A 26,287-nucleotide genomic window follows, 5' to 3' on the forward strand; every position below is an offset into this window, starting at 1 on the left:
GCAGGTGTAAACAAGAACCACACGTGTGGGTGACGTTGTGCGGTGTGGGAGTGACGTAACGTCACTGAGGTGATCGAACCGCAGGCCCCCGCACCGCCCGGCTCCGCGCAGTCCTGGGACGGGCCGGGCGGCCCCCTCGGTGACACGGGGGGTGTGCTGCGGCTGCCGGTGCGACAGGGCACCGGGCGGTTCCTGGTCCTCGCGGGTGTGTTCGTCTGCGCGGCCTGCGGACTCGTGTACGAGCTGGAACTGGTCGCGCTGGCCGCGTACTTGATGGGCGACTCGGTCACCCAGGCGTCGGTCGTGCTGTCCGTGATGGTCTTCGCGATGGGCATCGGATCCCTGGCCGTGAAACGGCTGCGGCGGCACGCGGCGGCCGGGTTCGGCGCCGTCGAGGCGGCCCTCGCCCTCGTCGGCGGATGCAGTGCGATGGCGCTGTACGCCGTGTTCGCCTGGACGGGGGACTGGGGCGGCGTGTGGGCGAGCGGCCCGCGCGCGCTGCTGGTCGCCTTCTCCCTGGCCACCGGTCTGCTGATCGGGGCCGAGGTGCCGCTGCTGATGGAGCTGATCCAGCGGATCCGCCGGCAGGACGCGGGGGGCGCGGTGGCCGACCTGTCTGCCGCGGACTACGTCGGCGCGCTCGTCGGCGGGCTCGCCTTCCCCTTCCTCCTCCTGCCGCTGCTCGGCCAGTTGACCGGCGCGCTGATCACCGGCGCGGTCAACGCGGTCGTCGGCGGTGCGCTGGTGCTCGGGCTGTTCCGGCGGGACCTCACACGGCGCGCCCGCCGGCTGCTGACGGCCGCCAACGCGTGCGTGCTCGTGGTCCTCGCCTCGGCCGCCGTCCTCGTCGACGACTTCGAGCGGGCCGCCCGGCACGCCATGTACGGCTCCGACGTACGCGTGGCCCTGCAGACCGACGTCCAGGAGGTGCTGCTCACCGGCGGGCGGGACGGGCGGCCCCTGAACCTGTTCCTCGACGGGCGGCTGCGGGTCAGCGGCCGGGACGAACTCCGGTACCACGAGGCGCTGGTGCACCCCGCGATGCACGGGCCGCACACCCGCGTACTGGTCCTCGGCGGCGGTGACGGGCTGGCCGTCCGCGAGGTGCTGCGCCACACCGGCGTGCGCCGGGTCGACGTCGTCGAGATCGACGCGGGCGTGGTGGAGCTGGCCCGCCGCGATCCGGCGCTGTCCGCGCTGAACGCGCACGCCCTCGACGACCCGCGCGTGCGGGTGACCACCGCGGACGCCTTCGACTGGCTGCGCGGGACGCCCCCGGCGGCGTACGACGTCGTCGTCTCGGACCTGCCGCACCCCGGGATCACCGCGAGCACCAAGCTGTACGCGCAGGAGTTCTACGGGCTGGCCCGGCGGGTACTGGCGCCCGGCGGGCGGCTCGTGGTGCACGGGGGCGCGGTGGAGTCCCGCCCCCGCGACTTCTGGACGGTGGACGCGACGCTCCGCGCGGCGGGGCTGCGTACCGCCGCGTACCGGGTGAGCGGCCGGCGGGCCGGTTTCGCCGCCGGGCCCGACCGGGGCACCGTGGCGACCGCCCACGCCCACCGCGACTGGGGGTTCGTCCTGGCCGCCCGCGGCCTGCCCGAGCCGCGCCTCGACCCCGCCGGACCGCGCCCGCGCACGCTCACCGACGCCTCCCTCGCGGCGGACGTCCGGGCGGCGGAGCGCACCCGGGTGACCGGTCTGCCGCCGTCCACACTGGTGCACCCCCGGTACACCGACTGAGCCCCTTACCGCGTTCCGCGCCGACGCGCCGCGACTTCCCGCCGACGGAGGTGCGGTCCGGCGTGGCGTGGGTAGGCTCCGCACTCATGGAGCACGAGGCGTTCGTTCCGGTCGAGGCGGAGCGGCTCAGGGAGGTGCTGGATGACCCCGCGCGGGTCGCCCGGGCGGTGCCCGGGCTCCAGCACGACGCGGGTGCGGATCCCGCCGATCCCGTCGCCGGCCGGCTGAAGGTCCGCGTCGGCAGCCACTCCGTCACCTACCGGGGTGCCGTACGGGTGTCCGCGCGGGACGACGGTTCCTACGCCGTCGAGGGCGACGCGGCGGAGACCCGCGGCAGCGGCTCGGTGCGGCTCGCGCTGCGGGTGCGGCTGCGGTCCGTGGAGGGCGGTACCACTCTCACGGTCGAGGGCACGGCGACGGCCGACGGCCGGGTCATGGACTTTCCGGCGGACGCGGTGGCCTCGGCGGTGTCCCGCCTGCTGGACCGCTTCGCGGAGAACCTGGGGGCCGACGCGGCGGAGCGGGGCTCCGGGCCGGAGTCGCCCGAGCTGTTGGCGGCGGGGGACTTCGAACCGCGGGCCACGAACGATTTCGAGACCACACCGGATGCGGATGATGCTCCGCCGCCGGCCGCTCCGGGCGGGGAGGACGCCCCGCCGGCCGCTCTGGAGGCGGACGACGCCCCGCCGGCCGCTCCGGAGGCGGAAGACGTCCTGCCGTCCGCTTCGGAGGCGGACGACGTCCTGCCGTCCGCTTCGGAGGCGGATGTCCCGTCCGTCTTCGACGCGGAGGTTCCGCCGTCCTCCCGCGAGCCGGACGACGACTCCGTCGCCGAGGCGGCGCATGCCCGGCGGACGATGATCGGCCGCAGTGCGGAGGAGGTGGACCACGCGCCGCCGCGCGGGCGTTACGCGCCCGTTCCCGCTCCGCAGACCGTCGCCTCCGTGACACCTCTGCGGTGGGCCGCGCCGGCGGCGGCGCTGGCGGTGGCCTCGGTGGTCGTCGCGGTCAGGGCGCTCCGCAGACGTCGCTGAGGTGGTGGGGGTTGCGCGGCCCGGCGTTCGCGGGGTGCCGTCGCGCCCACCCGTGCCGCCCTGCGGCACGACTGCCCGCGGGAACGGGTGGCATGCGGTTGTCCGCGGGTGCGGCGGCACGACTGCCCGCGGGAACGGGTGGCATGCGGTTGTCCGCGGGTGCGGCGGCACGACTGCCCGCGGGAATGAGCGGCATGCGGTTGTTCGCGGGAACGGGTGGCATGCGGTTGTTCGCGGGTGCGGCGGCACGACTGCCGTGGTGACGGGGCGACGTCCTCTTGATCACCCCAGTAGGGTCGTCGCGTGAGTAACGGAGACATCACGCTGACCGCGGGTGACGCGGAGGTGACCGTCCTGCCGGGGAACGGCGGGCGGGTCGGAGGGCTGCGGGTCGGGGGCGTCGAGCTGCTGCGGCAGGGAGAGCGGTTCGGGTGCTTCCCGATGGTGCCCTGGTGCGGACGGATCCGTGACGGACGGTTCCGGGACGGCGCGACCGTGCAGCAGATGCCGCTCAACGCTCCGCCGAACGCCATCCACGGCACCGCCCGCGACGCCGCCTGGCGCACCGCCCGCACCAGCACCGACGAGGCCGTGCTCACGTACGACCTCGTCGAGCCCTGGCCGTACCCCGGGCGCGTCACCCAGCAGATCGCGCTGACCGGGGACTCCCTGACGCTGACGATGAGCGTGGAGACGTACGAGTCGTCCTTCCCGGCGCAGATCGGCTGGCATCCGTGGTTCAACCGCAGTCTTGGCGGTGAGGACGTGGCGATCGGCTTCGCGCCCGCCTGGCAGGAGGAGCGCGGGGAGGACCACCTGCCGACGGGGCACCGGATCGAGCCGAAGCCCGGGCCGTGGGACGACTGCTTCGGGATGCCCGGCGGCGTCGACGTCACCCTCACCTGGCCGGGGCGGCTGGAGCTGAGGGTGACCAGCCGCGAGGAGTGGGTCGTGGTCTACGACGAGCAGCGCGAGGCCGTCTGCGTGGAACCGCAGACCGGGCCGCCGAACGGGCTGAACACCCACCCCCGCCTGGTCACCCCCCTGGAGCCGCTGGAGGCCTCGACCACCTGGACCTGGACCCGCCTCTAAGCTGGCTGTCATGAGCGAAGTACGTGGCGCGCTGCTGCAGCAGATCAAGGACAAGGCCGTGGTGCACGGCAAGGTGACCCTCTCCTCCGGTCTGGAGGCCGACTACTACGTCGACCTGCGCCGCATCACCCTCGACGGCGAGGCCGCCCCACTGGTCGGGCAGGTGCTGCTGGACCTGACCGACGGGCTGGAGTTCGACGCGGTGGGCGGGCTCACCATGGGCGCCGACCCGGTGGCGGCCGCCATGCTGCACGCCGCCGCCGCGCGGGGCCGGAGGCTGGACGCCTTCGTCGTGCGCAAGGCCGCCAAGGCACATGGGCTGCAGCGGCGCGTCGAGGGCCCGGACATCGCGGGCCGCCGCGTCCTGGTCGTCGAGGACACCTCCACCACCGGCGGCTCCCCGCTCACCGCCGTCGAGGCCGTGCGCGAGGCCGGGGCGGAGGTCGTGGCCGTCGCGACGATCGTCGACCGGGCGACCGGTGCCGCCGAGAAGATCCAGGAGGGCGCCGGGGTGCCGTACCTGTTCGCCTACGCCAAGGACGAGCTCGGCCTCGACTGAGGCCGCGCCGAGGCCTCGACCGAGGCCGCACCAAGGCCGTGCCGAGGCCGCACCAAGGCCGTGCCGAGGCCGCGCACCGGGGCCGCAGGGCGACCCGGCACCTCCCGGGAGCCTCCCCGGCACCCCGACATCCTCCGCATAACGACTTGACCTGCGCCGTCGACCGGACGGACAAGTCTGGGAAGATGGCCCCGACAATGACGTCGCATCCAAGGTTCCAGGTCAGGGCCGACCGTACGCAGCACGCCAACCCGCACGCTTAAGGAGCGGACAGATGCCCATCGCAACCCCCGAGGTCTACAACGAGATGCTCGACCGGGCGAAGGCGGAGAAGTTCGCCTACCCGGCCATCAACGTCACCTCGTCCCAGACCCTGCACGCGGCACTGCGCGGCTTCGCCGAGGCGGAGAGCGACGGCATCGTCCAGATCTCGACGGGCGGCGCCGAGTTCCTGGGCGGCCAGCACAAGAAGGAGATGGTGACCGGCGCGGTCGCGCTCGCCGAGTTCGCGCACATCGTCGCCGAGAAGTACGACGTCAACATCGCCCTGCACACGGACCACTGCCCGAAGGACAAGCTCGACGGGTACGTCCGTCCGCTGCTCGCGCTGTCCGAGGAGCGCGTCAAGGCCGGCCGCAACCCGCTGTTCCAGTCCCACATGTGGGACGGCTCCGCGGAGACCCTCGCCGACAACCTCTCCATCGCCCAGGAGCTCCTCGAGCGCGCCCGCGCCGCGAAGATCATCCTCGAGGTCGAGATCACCCCGACCGGCGGCGAGGAGGACGGCGTCTCCCACGAGATCAACGACTCCCTCTACACCACGGTCGACGACGCCGTCCGCACCGCCGAGGCCCTCGGCCTCGGCGACAAGGGCCGCTACCTGCTCGCCGCGTCCTTCGGCAACGTGCACGGCGTGTACAAGCCGGGCAACGTCGTCCTCCGTCCCGAGCTGCTGAAGGAGCTCAACGAGGGCGTCGCCGCCAAGTACGGCAAGCCGGCCGGCTCCCAGCCGTTCGACTTCGTCTTCCACGGGGGCTCCGGCTCCTCCCCGGAGGAGATCCTCACCGCGCTGGAGAACGGCGTCGTGAAGATGAACATCGACACCGACACCCAGTACGCGTTCACGCGTCCGGTCGTCGACCACATGTTCCGCAACTACGACGGCGTCCTGAAGGTCGACGGCGAGGTCGGCAACAAGAAGACCTACGACCCGCGCACCTGGGGCAAGCTGGCCGAGGCGTCCATGTCGGCCCGCGTCGTGGAGGCCTGCCAGAACCTGCGCTCCACGGGCACCCGCATCAAGTAACCCGCCCGCGGCACGCGGGAGCCCGGTACCGCACGCGGTGCCGGGCTCCTTCCGTATGCTCGCCGCATGCCCGACGTCCGGCTGTCCTCCCCGCAGGGCAAGTGGGTCCTGCTCACCACGGTCCTCGGCTCCAGCATGGCGCTGCTGGACTCCACCGTGGTCAACGTCGCCCTCCCGCGCATCGGCCGCGACCTCGACGCCGACCTCGCCGCCCTGCAGTGGACCGTCAACGCCTACATGGTCACGCTGGCCGGGCTGATCCTGCTCGGCGGGGCGCTGGGCGACCGGTACGGGCGGCGGAAGGTGTTCGTCGTCGGGGTGCTGTGGTTCGCCGCGGCGTCCCTGCTGTGCGGCCTCGCCCCGAACGCCGGCGTCCTCATCGCCGCCCGCGCGCTCCAGGGCGTCGGCGGGGCGCTGCTCACCCCCGGCTCGCTCGCCCTCATCCAGGCCACCTTCCACCCCGACGACCGGGGCCGCGCGGTCGGCCTGTGGTCCGGCTTCGGCGGGATCGGCGCGGCGGTCGGCCCGTTCGTCGGGGGCTGGCTGGTGGACGGGCCCGGCTGGCGCTGGGTGTTCCTCCTCAACGTGCCGCTCGCCCTGCTGTGCGCCCCCGTCGCCGTGCGCCACGTCCCGGAGTCGGCGGGCGGAGAGGCCGAGGGCCGGTTCGACGTCCTCGGCGCCGCGCTCGGCGCGATCGCCCTCGCGCTGGTGACGTACGCGCTGATCGAGGCCGACGAGGGCTCCCTCGTGGTCGCCGTCTCCGCCGTCGCCGGACTGGCCGCCGCGGTCGCGTTCGTGCTCGTCGAGAAGCGCCGCCCGCACCCGATGATGCCGCTCGGCATCTTCGCCTCCCGCCAGTTCTCGGCGGTCAACGTGGTCACGCTGTGCGTGTACGCGGCGTTCGGCGGGTTCTTCTTCCTCGCCGCGCTCCAGCTCCAGGTCGTCGTCGGCTGGTCCGCGCTCGCCGCCGGTACGGCCCTGCTGCCCACGACCGCCCTGATGCTGCTGCTCTCCGCCCGCTCCGGCGAACTCGGCGACCGGATCGGCCCGCGCATCCCGCTCACCGCCGGACCGCTGCTGTGCGCGGCCGGGATGCTGCTGATGCTGCGGGTCGGCCCGGACGCCTCGTACGCCACCGAGGTGCTGCCCGCGCTGCTGGTGCTCGGCCTCGGCATGGTCACCCTGGTCGCGCCGCTCACCGCGACCGTCCTCGCCTCCGTGGACACCGCGCGGGCGGGACTGGCCAGCGGCATCAACAACGCCGCCGCCCGCGCGGCCGGCCTGGTGGCGGTGGCGGCGCTGCCGCTGCTCGCCGGGATGGGCCCGGAGGCGTACCGGCTCCCCGACGCCTTCGACGACGCGTTCCGGCGGGCGATGGTCCTGTGCGCGGGCGTCCTGGTGGCCGGAGCGGCGATCGCCTGGGCGACCGTGCGCCGCCCGGCACCCGACTGCAGGCACCCCGAGTGCCACACCCACGGCAGCGTGGCGGTGCCGCCGCTGGAGGCGGGGGAGGAGGACGGGAGCCGGCCCCGCTGATGTACGAGACTGGACCCATGTCGATTCACGAGAACCTCCTCGGGGGTCCGCCCCCGACCCACCTCCCCGACGACCCCGGTCCGCGCGAGCTGCTCGCGTCCGGCACCTCGCCCGCCGATGTCGCCGCCAAGCACCCCACCTCCTCGCTGGCCTGGGCCCGGCTGGCCGACGAGGCCTTCGAGCGGGGCAGCGTCGTGGAGTCGTACGCGTACGCCCGTACGGGCTACCACCGCGGACTGGACGCGCTGCGCCGCAACGGCTGGAAGGGCCACGGCCCGGTGCCGTGGGAGCACGAGCCCAACCGCGGCTTCCTGCGGGCCCTGCACGCCCTCGCCCGCGCCGCGCAGTCGATCGGCGAGCAGGAGGAGTACGAGCGCTGCTCGCAGTTCCTGAAGGACTCCTCGCCGACGGCGGCCCAGGCCCTGGGCTGACCTGCTGACCCGCTGACCTGTGATGTTCCCGGGGCCCGTCTGTGAGCAGGCGGGCCTTGCGGTCGTGGGGGACGATTGCGCAGGATGCACCGTGGGGACCGGGGCCCCCGTGCCGGTAACGGCAGGGGCGGACCGCTACCCGGAGTACACGTACAGGAGACAGCGATGTCCCACGAGGCTCACGAGCAGCCCGAGACCCCGCATCTCGACTTCCAGGGCACGACCCCCTACGAGGACTACGTCAAGGCCGACGTCCTCACCCACCTCCAGCACACCCTCTCCGACGACCCCGGAGAGATGGTCTTCCTGGTCACCACCCAGGTCATGGAGTTGTGGTTCACCGTCATCGTCCACGAGTGGGAGACCGCGGCGAAGGCGCTGCGCGAGGACGACATCCCGACCGCGGTCGACGCGCTGAAGCGGTCCCGGCGGGAGCTGGAGGCGCTGAACGCCTCCTGGAAGCCGCTGAGCGGGCTCACCCCGGCGCAGTTCAACTCCTACCGCGGCGCCCTCGGCGAGGGGTCCGGTTTCCAGTCGGCGATGTACCGGCGCATGGAGTTCCTGCTCGGCGACAAGTCCGCGTCCATGCTGGTCCCGCACCGCGGCGCGCCGCGGGTGCACGCCGAGCTGGAGAAGGCGCTGCACGAGCCGAGCCTGTACGACGAGGTGCTGCGGCTGCTCGCCCGGCGCGGGCACGCGATCCCGGAGGACGTCCTGCGGCGCGACGTGTCGCGGAAGTACGAGCCGTCGGCGCAGGTGGAGGCGGTCTGGACGGCCGTCTACGCGGGCGACGAGCGGGACGAGGTCGCCCGCCTCGGCGAGACGCTGACCGACGTCGCCGAACTGGTGTGGCGCTGGCGCAACGACCACCTGGTCGCCACCCGGCGCGCGATGGGCGCCAAGACCGGCACGGGAGGGTCCGCCGGAGTGGCCTGGCTGGAGAAGCGGGCGCAGAAGAGCGTGTTCCCCGAACTGTGGACGGCGAGGTCGTATGTCTGAGCTCGTGATGAAGGCGGAGAAGCTGGACGCCTCCGACGAACTGGCGGCCAAACGGGCCGGGTTCGTCCTCGACGACGTCGTCTACCTCGACGGCAACTCGCTGGGCGCGCTGCCGGTCGCCGTCCCCGGCCGGGTCGAGGACGTGGTGCGCCGGCAGTGGGGCGAGCTGCGCATCCGGTCCTGGACCGAGGGCGGCTGGTGGACGGCGCCGGAACGGATCGGTGACCGGATCGCGCCGCTGGTCGGCGCGGCGGCCGGGCAGATCGTGGTCGGCGACTCGACGAGTGTCAATGTCTTCAAGGCACTGGTGGGCGCGGTGCGGCTGGCGCGGCCGACGGACGGCGGGGGCCCCGGGCGGGACGAGATCGTGGTCGACGCGACCACTTTTCCCACGGACGGCTACATCGCCGCGTCGGCGGCCCGGATGACCGGCTGCACGCTGCGTCCGGTGCCCCCGTCCGGGATCCCCGACGCGCTCGGTGACCGTACCGCCGCCGTGCTGCTCAACCACGTCGACTACCGCACCGGCCGGCTGCACGACCTGCCGTCGCTGACGGCCGCCGTGCACGCGGCGGGGGCGTACGTCGTCTGGGACCTGTGTCACAGCGCGGGCGCGCTGCCGGTGGGCCTGGACGAGCACGGCGTGGACCTGGCGGTCGGCTGCACCTACAAGTACCTGAACGGCGGCCCCGGTTCACCGGCGTTCCTGTACGTGCGCGCGGATCTGCAGGACCGCTTCGACTCGCCGCTGCCCGGCTGGAACTCCCACGCGGAGCCCTTCGGCATGCGCCCCGGGTACGAACCGGCGGCGGGCGCGGTGCGCGGGCGGGTCGGCACCCCCGACATCCTCTCCATGCTCGCCCTGGAGGCGGCCCTCGAGGTCTGGGACGGGGTGACGATCGACGCGGTGCGGGCCAAGTCCCTCGCGCTGACGGACTTCTTCCTGGAGTGCGTCGAGGAGTACGTCCCCGGGGGCAGGGTCGCATGCGTGACCCCGCGTGCGCACGGGGAGCGGGGCAGCCAGGTCGCCCTGCGCTGCCCGGACGCCGGTGACGTGATGAAGCGGCTGATCGAGCGGGGCGTGGTCGGCGACTTCCGCCACCCGGACGTGCTCCGTTTCGGCTTCACCCCGCTGTACGTCGGGTTCGCGGACGTGGAGCGGGCGGCACGGGTGCTGGCGGAGGTGCTGGCGGAGGTACCGGTGTAGGTACCGGCGCGGGCGGGGGCCGGGGGTGACGGCGTACGGTGTCGCCCCCGGGCCCGCTGACCGAGCGTGACATCCCCATGTCGGCGCACGTGGGCGTGCTGATACCGTCCCGGCCGAACGGCCGCGTTCCCGCATGGTCCGTCACGTACTTCGTATCGCTGAGAGGTTGAGGCATGACGGACGACATCGCAGCCGCCCGGGCCGCCGCCGAGGAGGAGTCGGCCTTCTCCCACCCGCCCGTCGACCCCGACGCCACGGTGGCCTACGGCGACGACCCGGACCAGCTGATCGACCTCTACGCGCCGCGTGCCGAGGGCGGGCCCGCTCCGGTGGTGGTCGTGCTGCACGGCGGTGCCTGGCGCGCGCCGTACGACCGGCGTCACCTCAGCCCGTTCGCGGCGTTCCTGGCCGGGCGGGGCTTCGCCGTGGCCAGTGTCGAATACCGGCGCGGGGCGGGGGAGCCCGGCGGCGGTGAGCCGGTCGCGGGGCGGTGGCCCGACACCTTCGACGACGTCGCCGCCGCGCTGGACGCGCTGCCGGCGCTGGTGCGGGAGCACGTGCCGAGGGCCGACCCGCGGCGCGTCGTGCTCACCGGTCACTCGGCCGGTGGCCACCTGGCGCTGTGGGCCGCCGCGCGGCACGTCCTGCCGGCCGGCTCGCCCTGGCGCACGGACGGGCCCGCGCCGCTGCGCGGCGTCGTCGCCCTCGCCCCGATCGCGGACCTGGAGATCGCCGACAAGCTGGACGTGTGCGGGGGTGCGGTGCGGCAACTGCTGGGCGGCGACGAATACTTTGCCGAGCGTCGGCTGCATGCCGATCCCGGGGTGCTGCTGCCCACCGGGATCGCCACCACCCTGGTGCAGGGGCGTACCGACACCGTGGTTCCGCAGGCGGTCGCCGAGGCGTACGCGGAGGCGGCGGCGAAGGCCGGGGAAGTGGTGGGGCTGACGTTGCTGGAGGACGTCGGGCACTTTCCGCTGATCGATCCGGTGGCGGACGCGTGTGCGGTGGTGGCGGAGGAGATCGCTCAACTCGCTTGGTGAGCGGTTCTCTTGGCCGGAGTGGCCGGAGTGGCCGGTCATACCCGTAGTACCTGAGAGCTACCCCGTGGATGAGTCCTCCGGCGGGACGCGGGTTACCCGCGACGCTCCGTAACTTCCTTTTCTGTCGAGCCCGGTGGGCGGGTGAGCGGACGGGGAGGTACGGCCATCATGGTGCGCGGGCGTGGAGGGGAACCGGCATCGGTGCGGGCCGGGGGGTGTTCGCGCGGCCCGGCGCTTGCGGGGTGCCTCCCCCACTCTCGGCTTCGCTCGAGCGGGGGGACCCCCATCGCCCACCCGTGCCGCCCCTGGGGGTACCTCCCAGGCCGTTCGGGCACTGGGGGAGGCACGACTGCCCGCGGGAGCGGTGGCATGGCTGTCCGCGGGAGCGGCGGCACGACCGCCCGCGGGGTGCGAGTACGGCGTGGGTTGCTTGCGCTGCTTGTCGCCTGCGCCGTGGCCGTACCGCTGGCCGGGGCGGCTCGGGGGCAGGTGCCCGCGCCTTCGCCCGCCGTGCTCGCGGGGACTTCCGCGGCGAGCCTTGACGCGGTCTACGCCGCCAACCGGGCCAACGCCGAGGAAGCCGCCCGCATGGCCGACGAGTACGGGGACCGGCGGCGGGCCGACGCCGATCGCGCGCTGGCCGGGCGGCAGTTGCTGTACTTCGACGGGCGGGGGCCCGGGCTGGTCACCGAGGTGCTCGGGGACCTCGCGCACGCCGACCGTGTCGCCGTCCTCGTCCCCGGTTCCGACACCGGCATCGACACCTACAGCCGGTTCCGCGCCGCCGCCCTCGCACTGCACGAGCGGCTCGGCGCGCGTGCCGCGGTCGTGGCCTGGCTCGGCTACGAGACCCCCGGCACCGTCAGCACCACCGTCGCCACCACCGACCGGGCGGAGGAAGCCGCCCCCGGACTGCGGGAGGCGGTGAGCGGCGTGCGGGCCGTCGCCGGACCGCACGCCCGCATCTCCCTCCTCTGCCACTCCTACGGCTCCGTCGTCTGCGCCGAGGCCGCCGACGGTCTCGACGTCGACGACATCGCCCTCCTCGGCAGCCCCGGCACCGGTGCCGACACCGCCACCGCCCTGCGCACCCGGGCCCGGATCTGGGCCGCCCGGGGCGACGACGACTGGATCGGACACGTCCCGCACCTCAGCGCCGACCTCCTCGGCACCATCGTCGGCTTCGGCACCGACCCCGTCTCCCCGGCGTTCGGCGCCCGGGTCTTCGCGGCCGGCGACGGCGGCCACAGCGACTACTTCGCCCCCGGCTCCACCTCCCTGGCCAACCTCACCCGGATCGTCCTCGGCGAGACCGCGGCGGTGACCTCATGAACCGCCTCACCGCCGCGGTGCGCGGCGCCGCCGAGCGCGTCGACGCGGCCACCCCGGACCATCGCGACCGTGCCGTGGACGCCCTGCGCGCCGGCGCCGTCCTCGGGGTCGTCCTCGGCCACTGGCTGGTCACCGCCCTCGTCGCGGACGGCCGCACCCTGCACACGGCCAGCCCGCTCCAGCACCTGCCGTGGCTGGCACCCGTCTCCTGGGCGTTCCAGACCCTCGCCGTGTTCTTCCTGGTCGGCGGCCATGTGGCGACCCGCGGGTACGCCTCGTCCCGCGCCCGCGGCATCCCGTACCGCCGCTGGCTGCACGGCCGGCTGGTCCGGCTGTTCAAGCCGGTCGCCGCCGTCCTCCTCCTGTGGACGGCCGTCACCGCCGTACTGCTGCTCTCCGGGGCCGAGTACGCGACCGTCCGCACGCTGGTGAAGCTGGCCCTGTCGCCGCTGTGGTTCCTGCTGGTCTTCGCCGCGCTCACCGCCGCGACCCCGCTGCTGGCCCGCCTCCACCCGTTGTGGCCGCTCGCCGTCGTCCTCCACGTCGACCTGCTCCGCTTCGGCCTCGGCGCGCCCGCCTGGCTCGGCTGGCTGAACCTGGCGGCCGGCTGGCTGGTGCCGTACGCCCTGGGCGCGGCCTGGACGCGCGGCGAGCTGGAACGCCGCAGGTCCGGCTGGCTCCTCCTGCTCTGCGGTACGGCCGCCACGGCCGCGCTCGTCGCCTGGGCCGGCTACCCGGCGTCGATGGTCGGCGTCCCGGGCGCCGGTGTCTCCAACCTCAACCCGCCGACGCTGGCCGCCGTCACCTTCGGCCTCGCCCAGTGCGGGCTCGCGCTGCTGCTGCGGGACCGGCTGCGCGGCGCGATGCGGCGTCCCGTCGCGTGGACGGCGGTGGCGCTGGTCAACCTCTCCGCGATGACGATCTTCCTCTGGCACCAGTCCGCCCTGATGGCGACCACCGCCACCGGCCTCCTGGCCGGCCGGCTCCCCGGCCTGCACACCGTCCCCGACGGCCTCGGCTGGGTCGCCGCCCGGCTGGTGTGGCTGCCCGTGTTCGTCGTCGCGCTCGCGGTCTGCCGGTCCGCGTTCCGGTCGTGGGAGCGGGGCGGAGGTGGGGACGGGGACGGGGACGGGCGGCGGCGCGGACGGTCCCGGGTGGTCCGCGTCCACCGGCCGACGACGAAGGACGTACGTCATGTCTAGGCTGAACCGTGTGACGGACAAGGGGGCGGCGGGGTACGTCCGGCGGTGGCTGGGCGTGCTGCGGGACGACCTGTGGACCTGGCGGGCGGATCCGCTGCCCCCTTCGGTGTGGCTGCGCTGGGTGCCGCACGGGTTCGTGTGCCTGGCGGCGTTCGGCGTCTTCCTCGGCGACCTGAACCAGCTCCACGACCACGGCGGGCTGGGCCCCGGGCTCGCCCTGCTGATCGCACTGGGGCAGGGCGGCGCGATGGTGCTGGCGCTGCGGCGGCCGATCCCGGCGTGGTGGCTGTCGCTCACGGTCACGGTGGTCGGGGCGATGGCGGTGCGCGCCCGGATGGCCCCCGGCGAGTACAAGTTCACCTGGCCCTGGACCTCGGCCGGGCTGATCGCCCACCTGTTCGTCCTGCTGCTGCTCGCCCTGCGGGTCCGCACCCGTGTCTCGGTCGAGGCCCTGGCCCTGACCGGGCTGGTCACCTACGTCGTCCAAGGACTGATGGGCGGGCAGAACTACCAGCCCACCGGTCACCTCGCCGTCACCCTGTTCGCCGTCGCCGTCGTCCTCGGCAGCGCCCTGCGCGGCCGTCGCGAGGCCCGCGCGGAGCTGGGGCGGCAGACCACCCTCACCGCCGAGGAACGCGCCCGCCGCACCCTCCTGGAGGAACGCAGCCGCATCGCCCGGGAGTTGCACGACGTGGTCGCCCACCACATGTCGGTGATCTCCATCCAGGCCCAGGTCGCCCCGCACCTCGTCCAGGACCCGCCCGACGAGCTGAGGGAGAACCTCGCCGGCATCCGGCAGAACGCGGTCGAGGCGCTCACCGAACTGCGCCGCGTCCTGGACGTGCTGCGCTCCGAACACCCCGCCCCCGGCGAGCGCGCGGACGCCCCGCAGCCCACCCTCGACCGGCTCGAACCGTTGGTGGAGAACACCCGCGCCGCCGGACTGACCGTGACCACCCAGATCACCGGCGAGCGGCGTCCGCTGCCGTCCGGAGTGGAGCTGTCGGCGTACCGGATCGTGCAGGAGGCGTTGAGCAACGTGCTGCGGCACGCGCCCGGCGCGACCGCCCACGTCACCCTGGCCTACGAGCCGCGGGGGCTGCGGGTCACGGTCGTCGACACCGGCCCGGCCCGGGAGGCGCCGCCGTCCTCCGGCGCCGGACACGGGCTGCTCGGCATGCGGGAACGGGCCGTCATGCTGGGCGGCAGACTGACGGCCGGCCCCTGGGCCGGGAAGGGCTACAAGATCGACGCCTACCTCCCGGTCTCCGCCCCGCCCACCACCGACCCCCCTCCCCAGGACGGCACCGCATGATCCGCGTACTCATAGCCGACGACCAGCAGATGGTCCGGCAGGGCTTCACCGTGCTGCTGAACACGCAGCCCGACATCGAGGTCGTCGGCCAGGCGGTGAACGGAGTGGACGCGGTCACGCGGGTCGCCGAACTCGCCCCGGACGTCGTCCTGATGGACATCCGCATGCCCGAACTCGGCGGCATCGAGGCCACCACCCTCATCACCGACGCCACCCCGGACGTCAAGGTCCTCGTACTGACCACCTTCGACCTCGACGAGTACGTGTACGAGGCGCTGCGCGCCGGGGCGTCCGGGTTCCTGCTGAAGGACGCCTCCGCCGACCAGCTCGCCGAGGCGGTGCGGGTGGTGGCGGCCGGGGACGCCCTCCTCGCGCCCGGCATCACCCGGCGGCTGATCGCCGAGTTCTCCCGGCTGGACGCCAGACCCCGCAGCCCCCTCAAGCAGCGCGTGGGCGACCTCACCGAACGCGAGACGGAGGTGCTCGCGCTGATCGCGCAGGGCCTGTCGAACGCGGAGATCGCGGTACGTCTCGTGGTGGCCGAGCAGACCGTGAAGACGCACGTCGGCCGCATCCTGGTGAAACTGGGCCTCAGGGACCGCACCCAGGCGGCGGTGTTCGCGTACGAGTCGGGACTGGTGCGTCCCTCGGGATACTGACCCCGGGACGGGGGAACAGCCCGCCGTGGCCCGCGTAGTACCTGAGACGGACGCCCGGGAACCCGTCTCAGCGGGGACGACCGCCCTCACCCGGTCGGCCTACCGTGTGAGCGTGACCGAGACGACTCACCAGCAGCCCCCGGCCGCCCCGCGCGGAGCCGGGGCGGGGACCCGCAGCCCGGAGTACCAGGCAGCCCGGAGCACCCTGCGCGGGCTGCGCCAGGACCTGTTCCGCGACCCCTTCGCCTACCGCCCGCTGCCGCCCCGGCGCACGGACGGCCCGTTCGTCCGCCGGCTGCCCGGCCGGCTGCGGTCGGCCGCGCAGCACCTCCCGCACGCGGTGGTGGGGGTGCTGGCGCTGATCGCCCTGTGCGCGGGCGCGGTGGGCGGTGACCTGCCCGGCGGCGACGTACCGGCCCTGCTCACCGGCGTGCTGTGCGCACTCCCGGTGCTCGCCACCCTCGTCCGGCCGGTCGGCGCGTTCTGGCTGTCCCTCACCGCGACCCCGGTGGTCGCGATCATCAACGGCGGCGGATGGGACTGGCCGTGGATGCCCGGCGCGTTCATCTGCCACCTGGCCGTGCTGGTCGTCGTGGCGCTGCGCACCCGGCCCCGCACCGCCGCCTGGATGTGGGTCCTGACCGCCGCGTACGCCTTCCTCTCGGACGTCTTCTTCGGCGGGTCGTACTACTACACGAACAGCGGGCCCATGATGGTGACGTCCGCGTTCGCCCTGCTCGTGGTCTGTCTCTGGCACGTCCGGCGCACCGCCCAGCAGGAGGTGACCGCCCAGCAGACCGTCACCGCGCACGAACGCTCCCGGCGCACCCTGCTGGAGGAGCGCACCACCATCGCCCGCGAGCTGCACGACGTGGTCGCCCACCACATGTCGGTGGTCGCCATCCAGGCCGAGGCCGCGCCGTACCGGGTGGAGAACCCGCCGCCGGAGCTGGAGCGCGCCTTCGCCACCATCCGGGAGAACGCGGTGGCCGCCCTCACCGAGCTGCGCCGCATCCTCGGCGTGGTCCGCGCCGAGGACTACGAGGCCCCGGACGCCCCGCAGCCCACCCTCGCCGATCTGGACGCCCTGCTCGTCAACGTGCGCGACGCCGGTCTCGAGGTGGAGAAGGTGGTGACCGGCGCGGTGCGGGAACTGCCGCAGGGGGTGGAGCTGTCGGCGTACCGGATCGTGCAGGAGGCACTGAGCAACAGCCTGCGGCACGCGCCCGGCGCGAGCGCCCGCGTCGAGATCGGGTACGTCCTCGGCGGACTCGGCGTGCGGGTGGTCAACGGCCCGGCACCCGCACCGAACCTGGTGAAGCCCTCGCCCGGCGCCGGTCACGGCATCACCGGCATGCGCGAGCGGGTCACCATGCTGAACGGCGAGATGACGGCCGGCCCGGCCGACGACGGCGGCTACGAGGTGGCCGTGTTCCTGCCGGTCGCCACGGTGAACGAAGGTGACGCATGACCATCCGCGTTCTGATCGCGGACGACCAGATGATGGTGCGCGAGGGCTTCTCGGTCCTGCTCAACGCGATGCCGGGCATCGAGGTCGTCGGTGAGGCCGTCAACGGCCGCGAGGCGGTGGAGCGGGTCCGCGAACTCGCCCCCGACGTCGTCCTCATGGACATCCGCATGCCCGAGCTGAACGGCATCGAGGCGACGCGGGAGATCATCGCCGCCGACGGCACGGCGAAGGTGCTGGTGCTGACCACCTTCGACCTCGACGAATACGTCTACCAGGCGCTCCGCGCGGGCGCCTCCGGCTTCCTCCTCAAGGACGCCTCCGCCCGCCAGCTCGCCGACGGCGTACGGGTCGTCGCGGCCGGGGAGGCGCTGCTCGCCCCGACGGTCACCCGGCGCCTGATCACCGAGTTCTCCAAGCTGTCCGAGGCCCCGCGCCTGATGCCGTCCGCGCAGGCGGCGTACGGCGATCTGACCGAGCGGGAGACGGAGGTGCTGGTGCTGATCGCGCAGGGCCTGTCCAACGCGGAGATCGCCGGGCGGCTGGTGGTCGCCGAGTCGACGATCAAGACGCACGTCAGCCGCATCCTGGTGAAGCTGGGCCTGCGCGACCGCACCCAGGCGGCGGTGTTCGCGTACGAGGCACGGCTGGTGACACCGGGCTGACCCTGGTCAGGGGGCGGGGCGCCGGGCTACCGTCCGTCCATGGCAGCCCTTGACGACCTCGCGTTCGACCCGTGGGACCCCGCGTTCGTCGCCGACCCGTACCCCGCCTACGCCGAGCTGCGGGAACAGGGCCGGGTGCGGTACTTCGAGCCGACGGACCAGTGGCTGGTCGCCCACCACGCGGACGTCTCGACACTGCTGCGCGACCGGCGCCTGGGACGGGCCTACCAGCACCGCTTCACCCACGAGGAGTTCGGCCGCACCGCCCCGCCGCCGGAGCACGAGCCGTTCCACACCCTCAACGACCACGGCATGCTCGACCTCGAACCGCCGGACCACACCCGCATCCGCCGCCTGGTGTCGAAGGCGTTCACCCCGCGCACGGTGGAGCGCCTCAAGCCGTACGTCACGCGTCTCGCGGAGGACCTGGTGTCCGCGCTGGTCGAGGCGGGCGGCGGCGACCTGCTGAAGGACGTCGCCGAGCCGCTGCCGGTCGCGGTGATCGCCGAGATGCTCGGCATCCCGGAGTCCGACCGGGCGCCGCTGCGCCCCTGGTCGGCGGACATCTGCGGGATGTACGAGCTGAACCCGCCGGAGGAGACGGCGACGAGGGCGGTCCGGGCGTCGGTCGAGTTCTCGGAGTACCTGCGCGGCCTGATCGCCGAGCGCCGCGAGAACCCGGGCGACGACCTGATCTCGGGTCTGATCGCCGCCCACGACGAGGACGACGACCGGCTCACCGAGCAGGAGATGATCTCCACCTGCGTACTGCTGCTGAACGCGGGCCACGAGGCCACCGTGAACTCCACGGTCAACGGCTGGTGGGCCCTGTTCCGCCACCCGGACCAGCTCGCCGCCCTGCGCGCGGACCACTCCCTCGTCCCCTCCGCCGTGGAGGAGCTGATGCGCTACGACACCCCGCTCCAGCTCTTCGAACGCTGGGTCCTCGACGAGATCGAGATCGACGGCCAGGTGATCCCGCGGGGCGCGGAGATCGCGATGCTCTTCGGCTCCGCCAACCACGACCCGGCGGTCTTCACCGACCCGTCCCGCCTCGACCTCACCCGCCGCGACAACCCGCACATCTCCTTCAGCGCCGGCATCCACTACTGCATCGGCGCGCCACTGGCCCGCATCGAGCTGGCGGCCTCGATGACGGCGCTGCTGGAGAAGGCGCCGACACTGCGGCTGGCGGCGGAGCCCCGACGCAAGCCGAACTTCGTGATCAGGGGGCTGGAGGGGCTGGCCGTGGAACTGGGGTGATCACCCGTTCGGCTGATCACCGGCCGACTTCCGGTGAGAGACGTGGACGGCTCGTCAAGCTGGTGTCCGCCTGCGGAGGGAGGCACCATGACGGTTATGGCAGAACGCGCGTCATCCCGGTTGTCGGTGGACATGTTCGAGCGGATCGCCGAGTTCGCCGAGCGTGAGGACGAGACCGTCAGGTTCGAGTTCATCAACGGACGGATCGGGCTCAGGAAAGTGACCAACGGCAATCACGGCGCGATCATCATGTGGCTGGTCCGCCAGTGCATGCAGGCCAGGCCCGAACTCGATCTCAGCCCGGTGCAGGGGCTGAAGGTGGAGTCCTACCGCAAGGGCCGGGCCCGGCCGGACGCGGTGCTCGCCCCCGTCGCCCACTTCGCGGGACAGGGGGACTGGGCGGACACCGAGGGCGTGCTGATGGCCGTGGAGGTCACTTCCTTCGACTCGGACACGCACAACCGCGATCGTGTGGAGAAACCCCAGGCCTACGCCGAAGCCGGGATCCCCGTCTACCTGCTGATCGACCGCGACCGTCTGTCGATCCTCGTACACAGCGATCCGGACCCGAAGGTCGGCTACCGCAACGTCCAGAAGCGCAAGCTGGGTGAGAAGGTCGTGCTTCCCGACCCCGTCGGTATCGCGTTCGACACCGAGGAGCTCAAGCAGTACGTGGACTGAGGGCCACCCGTCACGTCGTCATGTCCCTCCGCCGAAGCCCTGCCAGCCCCGCCGCCACCAGCCCCGCCGCGAGAGCCGTGAGGACGAACACCGGGGCCCACTCCATGCCCCCGCCCGGCAGCTTCGGCAGATGACCGAAGGGCGACAGGTCCAGCACCGCCCGCGGTACGTCCAGCGCCGGTCCGACCCAGCCGATCAGCAGCACCGCGCCGGCCACGCCCCACGCCGCCATCGCCGCCCCGGGCACCAGCCCGTACAGCAGGACCGCGACCCCGCCGATCACCCACACCGCCGGGACCTGCACCAGGCACGCGCCCAGGATCTCCCCCGCCCGCTCGCCGTGGCCGAGCGCGAGACCCGCCCCCGCGAGCAGCATCAGCAGCACCGCCCCGGCGAACGCCACGGTCAGGTGCCCGGCCGCCCAGCGCAGCCGTCCGACCGCCCCCGCGAGCACCGGTTCGGCCCGCCCCGAGGTCTCCTCGCCGTGCAGCCGCAGCACCGACGCCACGACGAACAGGGCGGCCACCAGCCCCAGCATTCCGGCCATCGCCGCGAGGAAAGCGTCCGTCAGGCCGGACTGACCGCCCATCCGCTGGAAGATCTCGCGGGCGTTGTCGTTGTCGCCGACCAGATCGGCCGCTCCCTCCGCCATCCCGCCGTACACCAGCCCGGCGAGCAGGAACCCGAGGCTCCAGCCGAGCACGCCGCCCCGCTGCAACCGCCACGCCAGCGCCCCCGCGCCGCCCAGCCGCCCGGCGGCCGGTCCCGGCCGGCTCGGCAGGAAGCTCATGCCGAGGTCCCGGCGTCCGGCGAGCGCGTACGCCACCGCCCCCTGGGCCAGCACCGCTCCCGCGAACAACCCCAGCACCCACCACCGTTCACCGGCGAACGCCCGCAGGTTCGTCAGCCAGCCGAGCGGTGACGCCCACGTCAGCGGCGACGAACCTCCCCCAGTGCCGAAAGCCTGGGAGGTGCCCCCACCGGTCGCGGAGTCGCCGGCCGCCCGCAGCACGAACGCCGCGCCGAGCACCGCCGCCGTCAGTCCCCGCGCGAGCCGCGCGCTCTCCGTCAGCTGCGCTACGATCGCCGCCATCGTCGCGAACACCATGCCCACGCCCGCGACGCCGAGCCCGAACGCGAGCGCGCCCGCCGCGCCCTGCCCGGCCAGTCCGGCCGTCACCAGCAGTGCCAGCATCCCGTTCGCGACGGCCGCCGCGAGCAGCGCCGCCGTCAGCGAGGCCCTGCGCCCCACCATCCCGGACGCCACCATCTCCTGACGCCCGCTCTCCTCCTCGTCCCGCGTGTGCCGTACGACGACCAGCAGACCGACCACGGCGGCCAGCGCCCCCGCGTAGACCCCGGCCCGCCAGACGGTCAGCGCGCCGAGGGAGTCGCCGAAGACCGGGCCGATCATGGCGCGCAGGGAGGAGTTGCCGGCCGTCTGGGCGACCAGGTCGGCGCGTTCGGCCGGGGTGCCGTACAGGCCCTTCAGCGTGTTCGGCATGGACAGCACCATCAGGGCGTTCACCGCGACCCAGACCGGGATCATCACCCGGTCCCGGCGCAGCGCGAAGCGCAACAGGAGGCCGGTGCCGGCGAGTTGGCGCGAACTCGCGGGCCGTACGGCGAAGGCGGCGGCGCTCATCGGGCGCTCACCCCGCTCTCGGCGGCCTCGTCCTGGTAGTGCCGCAGGAAGAGCTCCTCCAGCGTCGGCGGGGTGGACGTCAGCGACCGCACGCCCGACTCGCTCAGCGAGCGCAGCACCGCGTCCAGCTTGTCGGTGTCCACCTGGAGCCGCACGCGCCGCCCCTGCACGTCGAGGCCGTGCACGCCGGGCAGTCCGGCCAGCCCGTTCGGCGGGCCGGCGAGTTCGGCGCTCACGCTCGTCCGGGTCAGATGCCGCAGCTCGGCGAGCGAACCGCTCTCCACGGTCCGCCCCTTGCGGATGATGCTGACCCGGTCGCACAGCTCCTCCACCTCGCTGAGGATGTGCGAGGACAGCAGCACGGTCCGCCCGCGTTCCCGCTCCTCGGCGACGCAGCGCTGGAAGACCTCCTCCATCAGCGGGTCCAGACCGGACGTCGGCTCGTCGAGGATCAGCAGGTCGACGTCGGAGGCGAACGCGGCGACCAGGGCGACCTTCTGCCGGTTGCCCTTGGAGTACGTGCGGCCCTTCTTCGTCGGGTCCAGCTCGAACCGCTCGACCAGCTCGGCCCGGCGGCGCGGGTCCAGGCCGCCGCGCAGCCTCCCGTACAGGTCGATGACCTCGCCCCCGGAGAGGTTGCGCCACAGCGTCACGTCACCGGGGACGTAGGCGATGCGGCGGTGGATCTCCACGGCGTCCGTCCACGGGTCCCGGCCGAGCACCTGCGCGGCCCCGGAGTCGGCGCGCAGCAGGCCGAGCAGGACGCGGATGGTGGTGGACTTGCCGGAGCCGTTGGGTCCGAGGAAGCCGTGGACCTCGCCGGTCCCGACGCTCAGGTCGAGCCCGTCCAGTGCGTGGGTCCGGCCGAACGACTTGTGCAGTCCGGACACGGTGATGGCCTTCGTCATGCTTCGGAACGTACGCTTCTTTCAGAAATTTGTGAAGTTAAGGAAGCGTATGAACGGTGGCTAGACTGATCCATGGCGTCTGAGCAGGGGAGATGATCGAGGCATGGCGGAACCGAGCGGGGCGGTCCGGGACCCGGAGGTGGTCTCGCGGTTCGTGGAGCACTTCGCGGCGCAACTGGTGGAGGCCGGGATGACGCGCATGCCCGCCCGTGTCTTCGCGGCCCTGCTCGCCTCCGACACCGGTGTCCTGACCTCCGCCGAGCTGGGCGAACAGCTGAAGATCTCGCCGGCGGCGGTCTCCGGCGCGGTGCGCTACCTGTCCCAGGTGCACATGGTGTCGCGCGAACGCGAGCCCGGCTCCCGCCGCGAGCGGTACCGGGTCCACGGCGACCAGTGGTACGAGGCCCTGACCAACCGCGACACCGTCCTCAAGCGCTGGGAGGACGCCCTGAGGGAGGGCGTCACCAGCCTGGGCGCGGACACCCCGGCGGGGCGGCGGCTGACGGAGACGCTGGCCTTCTTCGAGTTCATGGAGGAGGAGGTCGAGGCGATGATGGGGCGCTGGCGGGTGTACCGGGAGGAGCGGTTCGGGAGGGAGTAGTCGATCCGCTGGGCCGAGCGGTGACCGGTCCGTCTCAGGGGGAGGGCGCATCATGACGGTCGGGGCGGAGCGACCGACGGCAGCGGATGCCGGAGCCTGACTCATACGGGCACCGTCAGCCCCCAAGCCCCCTCCCGCACCACCCACGTCCGCGTCCCCACCGGCCCCGACACCGCCGCGTCCGCCCAGTAGCGGAAGTGTGCGCCCGAGACGGTCACCGTCCGCCCCTCCGCCAGCAGCGGGGACGCCTCCGCGCCCACCGACGCCGGGCGCACCTCGACCCGGGCCGCCCCCGCGGCACCGGGCGCGACCGAGACGCCCTCCACCGGCTGCCCCAGGTCGACGAGCGTCGCCCCGTCGACCTCCACCCGCAGCCGCGTCGGCCCCGCCTCGGGGGCGGAGACGATCCCGGACGGCCGCGCCGGCACCAGGGTCCGTACGAGCGACCGGCACGTCCGCAGCCACGGGCGCCCCGTCTCGCCGGCCGCCTCCCGTATCCGCGCCGTGCCGCCGAGCGGCGGGATCCGCAGCGCGCCGAGCACCACCCCGTCGCTGTCGTCCACCAGCAGGTCCATCCGCCGCTCGGCCCCGTCCAGCACGGCCCGCGCCGCCGCCACCGCCCCCGTGGGCACCCCCAGCGACCGGGCGAGGGAGACCGCGCCCCCCACCGGCACCAGCGACAGCGCGCAGTCGGCCAGCTCCCGCTGCCGGTGCAGCAGCGTCACCGCCCGCACCAGGGCCCGGTCGTCGCCGACCACCACCGGCCGCCGCGACCCGCGCCGCGCCAGCACCCGGGCGAACTCCTCCGGCCCGTCCGGCAGGCACACCTTGGCTCCCGCCGCACCCGCGCCGATCACGTCCTTCGCGATCCGGACGGACTCGCCGTCCGCCCGTCGGGCGACCGGGTCGACGACCACCAGGAGCTGATCGGACGTCGCGGAAGAGGTCCTGGAAGTCGCCACCTCGGCCATGCCTCGCTTCCTCGGGTAGCATCTTTGTGCAAGAGCCCCTTGCGCTATTGCGCCAGGGGCTTCGTCTATTCCGGGGCATCCGGTCCGACGGTTGGCGGCCAACGGTGGTCGCGGTGCACGCGGCGGTGATCCTCCGTGTGCGTCCCTGACCTTGGACATGCCCCGCCCGGAAGGGGTGTACGCGCGTGCCCGCACTTGTGCTGCTCGGTGCTCAGTGGGGTGACGAAGGCAAGGGAAAGGCGACGGACCTGCTCGGTGGTTCCGTCGACTATGTGGTGCGCTACCAGGGCGGCAACAACGCCGGCCACACGGTAGTCGTGGGCGACCAGAAGTACGCCCTCCACCTGCTCCCTTCCGGAATCCTGTCCCCCGGCTGCACGCCGGTCATCGGCAACGGCGTCGTCGTCGACCCGTCGGTCCTGCTCTCCGAGCTGAGCGGTCTGAACGAGCGTGGCGTCGACACGTCCAAGCTCCTGATCAGTGGAAACGCGCACATCATCACGCCGTACAACGTGACGGTGGACAAGGTGACCGAGCGGTTCCTCGGCAAGCGCAAGATCGGGACCACGGGCCGGGGCATCGGCCCGACCTACGCCGACAAGATCAACCGCGTCGGTATCCGCGTCCAGGACCTGTACGACGAGTCGATCCTCACCCAGAAGGTCGAAGCGGCCCTCGACGCCAAGAACCAGATGCTCACCAAGCTCTACAACCGGCGCGCGATCGCCGTGGAGCAGGTGGTCGAGGAGCTGCTGGGCTACGCCGACAAGCTCGCCCCGTACGTCGCCGACACGGTGCTGGTGCTGAACGAGGCGCTGGAGCAGGACAAGGTGGTCCTCTTCGAGGGCGGCCAGGGCACGCTGCTCGACATCGACCACGGCACGTACCCCTTCGTCACCTCGTCCAACCCGACCGCGGGCGGCGCCTGCACGGGCGCCGGCGTGGGCCCGACGAAGATCAGTCGGGTCATCGGCATCCTGAAGGCGTACACCACCCGCGTCGGCGCCGGCCCGTTCCCGACGGAGCTGTTCGACGAGGACGGCGAGGCGCTGCGCCGCATCGGCGGCGAGCGCGGTGTCACCACCGGCCGGGACCGCCGCTGCGGCTGGTTCGACGCGGTGATCGCCCGCTACGCCACCCGCGTCAACGGCCTCACCGACTTCTTCCTCACCAAGCTCGACGTCCTCACCGGCTGGGAGCAGATCCCGGTCTGCGTGGCGTACGAGATCGACGGCAAGCGGGTCGAGGAGCTGCCGTACTCGCAGTCCGACTTCCACCACGCGAAGCCGGTCTACGAGATGCTGCCGGGCTGGAGCGAGGACATCAGCAAGGCCAAGTCCTTCTCCGACCTGCCGAAGAACGCCCAGGCCTACGTCAAGGCCCTGGAGGAGATGTCCGGCGCCCCGATCTCCGCGATCGGCGTGGGCCCGGGCCGCGACGAGACGATCGAGATCAACTCGTTCCTGTAGGACCACCCGTTCCGGCCGACCACCGGCGTCCCTCGACGAGGGGCGCCGGTGGTTTCGTCGTAGCGGGCATATCCTGACATTCGGTGCGTGCATCCACGCGGAAGAGGGTGAGTGCGATGCGCGTGATGCTCAAGGCGACGCTGGACACCGAGAAGGCGAACGAGCTGCTGCGCAGCGGGAAGATGGCCGACCAGGTCAAGGGGATACTCGACCGGCTGCAGCCGGAGGCGGCCTACTTCGGTCCGATCGGCGGGCGGCGGACGATGGTGCTGGTCCTCCACATGCAGGACAGCTCGGAGGTGCCCCCGGTGGGCGAACCGTTCTTCACCCACCTGAACGCCCAGGTGGAGATGTGCCCCGTCATGAACGCGGAGGACCTCCAGAAGGGACTCGCGCAGCTGGGCTGACCCCTGCCGTCAGCTGAAGACGATCATCGATCCCTGCGCCAGGCTCCGGGTCGCCGCCGCGTGCAGGCCCAGCCAGACGTGGCGTTCGCGGGCGAAGGGGCTGGGATCGTACGGAGCGGGGACGGCCGGCTCCTCCAACTCGGTCGGACCACGCGGCGGTTCGGGCGCGGCCGGGGGGTTCGCCGGGTCGATGCCGATGGACGGGGCGACCAGCTGCAGCTCCCGCAGCAGCGCGTGGGAGGAGCCCAGCGGGCCGCCGCCCGCGAGGAGTTCGTCGTTGGCGAGGGGGTGCGGGAAGTCGACGGGGACGTACGCGCCCGCGTGGTCGTAGTGCCAGACCAGGTGGGACTGCTGGGCCGTCGCCTCGAACATCTCCAGCAACTGCTCGTAGTCACCGCCCAGTTCGTCCACCGGCGTGACCGGCAGCCCGCACACCTGGAGCAGGTGCGCCCGCCGCAGGAAGTGCAGCGCGTCGTAGTCGAAGCCCGCGACCGGGGCCACCTCGCCGGACAGTCCCGGCATGTACTGGTACACCGGCACCGGTGGCAGGCCGGACTCGGCGAGCACCGCGTTGTACTGCGCGAGTTCCTCGGCGAACGGGTTGTCGGGCGTGTGGCACAACACGTCGACGAGCGGTACCAGCCACAGGTCACAGGCCAAAAGAGGACTCCTCGCACAGCGCGGTGGTCACGGTGGTCGGGAAAGCGTATCGGCGCCCGGCGCGGGCGGCTTCCCCCGTGCGGACCCTGGT

Annotated in this window: 25 protein-coding genes; 21 read left to right on the forward strand and 4 right to left on the reverse strand. The window is 73.1% G+C overall.

What is annotated here, in order from left to right:
* Positions 1 to 69 precede the first annotated feature (69 nt).
* The 18 genes from AB0A94_RS09700 to AB0A94_RS09785 all read left to right on the forward strand — a co-directional run bounded on the left by AB0A94_RS09700 (position 70) and on the right by AB0A94_RS09785 (position 19,535).
* Entirely contained in the window at positions 70 to 1,743 is a 1,674-nt protein-coding gene (locus tag AB0A94_RS09700) for a polyamine aminopropyltransferase (protein WP_361741466.1), read from the forward strand.
* Positions 1,744 to 1,829: 86 nt separating this feature from the next.
* Entirely contained in the window at positions 1,830 to 2,777 is a 948-nt protein-coding gene (locus tag AB0A94_RS09705) for an SRPBCC domain-containing protein (RefSeq protein ID WP_361741470.1), read from the forward strand.
* 303 nt (positions 2,778 to 3,080) lie between these two features.
* Positions 3,081 to 3,869, forward strand: a complete 789-nt coding sequence (locus AB0A94_RS09710) for an aldose 1-epimerase (protein ID WP_361741473.1) — start codon at positions 3,081 to 3,083, stop codon at positions 3,867 to 3,869.
* Positions 3,870 to 3,879: 10 nt separating this feature from the next.
* Positions 3,880 to 4,428 (forward strand): orotate phosphoribosyltransferase, encoded by a 549-nt coding sequence (gene pyrE, locus AB0A94_RS09715; RefSeq protein ID WP_217127187.1) that lies wholly within the window; start codon positions 3,880 to 3,882, stop codon positions 4,426 to 4,428.
* Positions 4,429 to 4,702: 274 nt separating this feature from the next.
* Positions 4,703 to 5,734, forward strand: a complete 1,032-nt coding sequence (gene fbaA / locus AB0A94_RS09720; protein ID WP_361741476.1) for a class II fructose-bisphosphate aldolase — start codon at positions 4,703 to 4,705, stop codon at positions 5,732 to 5,734.
* A gap of 66 nt (positions 5,735 to 5,800) precedes the next feature.
* Positions 5,801 to 7,270, forward strand: coding sequence for an MFS transporter (locus tag AB0A94_RS09725; protein WP_361741479.1), 1,470 nt, complete (start codon positions 5,801 to 5,803; stop codon positions 7,268 to 7,270).
* A gap of 17 nt (positions 7,271 to 7,287) precedes the next feature.
* Positions 7,288 to 7,701 carry a DUF3151 domain-containing protein gene (locus tag AB0A94_RS09730; RefSeq protein ID WP_361741481.1) on the forward strand — a complete coding sequence of 138 codons (414 nt, stop codon included), beginning with the start codon at positions 7,288 to 7,290 and terminating at the stop codon, positions 7,699 to 7,701.
* Between the two features lie 165 nt (positions 7,702 to 7,866).
* A complete protein-coding gene (locus AB0A94_RS09735; protein WP_361741484.1) occupies positions 7,867 to 8,700 on the forward strand; it encodes a tryptophan 2,3-dioxygenase family protein in 834 nt (277 codons plus the stop codon).
* Positions 8,693 to 9,907 carry a kynureninase gene (kynU, locus tag AB0A94_RS09740; protein WP_361741486.1) on the forward strand — a complete coding sequence of 405 codons (1,215 nt, stop codon included), beginning with the start codon at positions 8,693 to 8,695 and terminating at the stop codon, positions 9,905 to 9,907. The genes AB0A94_RS09735 and kynU overlap by 8 nt, the downstream gene beginning before the upstream one ends.
* Positions 9,908 to 10,080: 173 nt before the next feature.
* Positions 10,081 to 10,950 carry an alpha/beta hydrolase gene (locus AB0A94_RS09745; protein WP_361741489.1) on the forward strand — a complete coding sequence of 290 codons (870 nt, stop codon included), beginning with the start codon at positions 10,081 to 10,083 and terminating at the stop codon, positions 10,948 to 10,950.
* Positions 10,951 to 11,319: 369 nt separating this feature from the next.
* On the forward strand, positions 11,320 to 12,282 hold the full coding sequence (locus AB0A94_RS09750) for an alpha/beta hydrolase (protein WP_361741492.1): 963 nt from the start codon (positions 11,320 to 11,322) through the stop codon (positions 12,280 to 12,282).
* On the forward strand, positions 12,279 to 13,484 hold the full coding sequence (locus AB0A94_RS09755) for an acyltransferase (protein WP_361741495.1): 1,206 nt from the start codon (positions 12,279 to 12,281) through the stop codon (positions 13,482 to 13,484). Before AB0A94_RS09750 ends, AB0A94_RS09755 begins: the two co-directional genes overlap by 4 nt.
* Positions 13,477 to 14,799, forward strand: a complete 1,323-nt coding sequence (locus AB0A94_RS09760; protein ID WP_361741498.1) for a sensor histidine kinase — start codon at positions 13,477 to 13,479, stop codon at positions 14,797 to 14,799. Before AB0A94_RS09755 ends, AB0A94_RS09760 begins: the two co-directional genes overlap by 8 nt.
* Positions 14,796 to 15,458, forward strand: a complete 663-nt coding sequence (locus tag AB0A94_RS09765) for a response regulator transcription factor (RefSeq protein WP_361741501.1) — start codon at positions 14,796 to 14,798, stop codon at positions 15,456 to 15,458. The genes AB0A94_RS09760 and AB0A94_RS09765 overlap by 4 nt, the downstream gene beginning before the upstream one ends.
* Before the next feature lie 25 nt (positions 15,459 to 15,483).
* Positions 15,484 to 16,929 (forward strand): histidine kinase, encoded by a 1,446-nt coding sequence (locus AB0A94_RS09770; protein WP_361741504.1) that lies wholly within the window; start codon positions 15,484 to 15,486, stop codon positions 16,927 to 16,929.
* Positions 16,926 to 17,591, forward strand: coding sequence for a response regulator transcription factor (locus AB0A94_RS09775; protein WP_361741507.1), 666 nt, complete (start codon positions 16,926 to 16,928; stop codon positions 17,589 to 17,591). The genes AB0A94_RS09770 and AB0A94_RS09775 overlap by 4 nt, the downstream gene beginning before the upstream one ends.
* 39 nt (positions 17,592 to 17,630) lie before the next feature.
* Positions 17,631 to 18,854 carry a cytochrome P450 gene (locus AB0A94_RS09780; RefSeq protein WP_361741510.1) on the forward strand — a complete coding sequence of 408 codons (1,224 nt, stop codon included), beginning with the start codon at positions 17,631 to 17,633 and terminating at the stop codon, positions 18,852 to 18,854.
* An 87-nt stretch (positions 18,855 to 18,941) separates the two neighbouring features.
* A complete protein-coding gene (locus AB0A94_RS09785) occupies positions 18,942 to 19,535 on the forward strand; it encodes a Uma2 family endonuclease (protein WP_361741513.1) in 594 nt (197 codons plus the stop codon).
* Positions 19,536 to 19,545: 10 nt separating this feature from the next.
* Here AB0A94_RS09785 and AB0A94_RS09790 read toward each other — a convergent pair whose 3' ends face one another.
* Together AB0A94_RS09790 and AB0A94_RS09795 are read right to left on the reverse strand one after the other, a co-directional pair.
* A complete protein-coding gene (locus tag AB0A94_RS09790) occupies positions 19,546 to 21,180 on the reverse strand; it encodes an ABC transporter permease (RefSeq protein WP_361741516.1) in 1,635 nt (544 codons plus the stop codon).
* On the reverse strand, positions 21,177 to 22,088 hold the full coding sequence (locus tag AB0A94_RS09795; protein ID WP_361741519.1) for an ABC transporter ATP-binding protein: 912 nt from the start codon (positions 22,086 to 22,088) through the stop codon (positions 21,177 to 21,179). The genes AB0A94_RS09790 and AB0A94_RS09795 overlap by 4 nt, the downstream gene beginning before the upstream one ends.
* A gap of 103 nt (positions 22,089 to 22,191) precedes the next feature.
* On the opposite strand from AB0A94_RS09795, the gene AB0A94_RS09800 reads away from it, so the two are divergent.
* Positions 22,192 to 22,689, forward strand: coding sequence for a MarR family transcriptional regulator (locus tag AB0A94_RS09800; RefSeq protein WP_361741522.1), 498 nt, complete (start codon positions 22,192 to 22,194; stop codon positions 22,687 to 22,689).
* A gap of 101 nt (positions 22,690 to 22,790) precedes the next feature.
* On the opposite strand, the gene AB0A94_RS09805 is transcribed toward AB0A94_RS09800, so the two are convergent.
* Positions 22,791 to 23,660 (reverse strand): diacylglycerol kinase, encoded by an 870-nt coding sequence (locus AB0A94_RS09805; RefSeq protein WP_361741524.1) that lies wholly within the window; start codon positions 23,658 to 23,660, stop codon positions 22,791 to 22,793.
* A 185-nt stretch (positions 23,661 to 23,845) separates the two neighbouring features.
* Here AB0A94_RS09805 and AB0A94_RS09810 point away from each other — a divergent pair, with 185 nt between their 5' ends.
* The gene (locus AB0A94_RS09810; protein ID WP_217132919.1) at positions 23,846 to 25,129 is read left to right on the forward strand and encodes an adenylosuccinate synthase; all 1,284 of its coding nucleotides are present in this window, start codon (positions 23,846 to 23,848) and stop codon (positions 25,127 to 25,129) included.
* Between the two features lie 116 nt (positions 25,130 to 25,245).
* Positions 25,246 to 25,536: a hypothetical protein gene (locus AB0A94_RS09815; protein WP_361741527.1), complete on the forward strand. Its 291-nt coding sequence runs from the start codon at positions 25,246 to 25,248 to the stop codon at positions 25,534 to 25,536.
* A 9-nt stretch (positions 25,537 to 25,545) separates the two neighbouring features.
* On the opposite strand, the gene AB0A94_RS09820 is transcribed toward AB0A94_RS09815, so the two are convergent.
* Positions 25,546 to 26,196, reverse strand: coding sequence for a hypothetical protein (locus AB0A94_RS09820; RefSeq protein ID WP_361741530.1), 651 nt, complete (start codon positions 26,194 to 26,196; stop codon positions 25,546 to 25,548).
* Between the last annotated feature and the right edge of the window lie 91 nt (positions 26,197 to 26,287).

The organism is Streptomyces sp. NPDC044984, assembly GCF_040646935.1.
Taxonomy (GTDB): domain Bacteria; phylum Actinomycetota; class Actinomycetes; order Streptomycetales; family Streptomycetaceae; genus Streptomyces.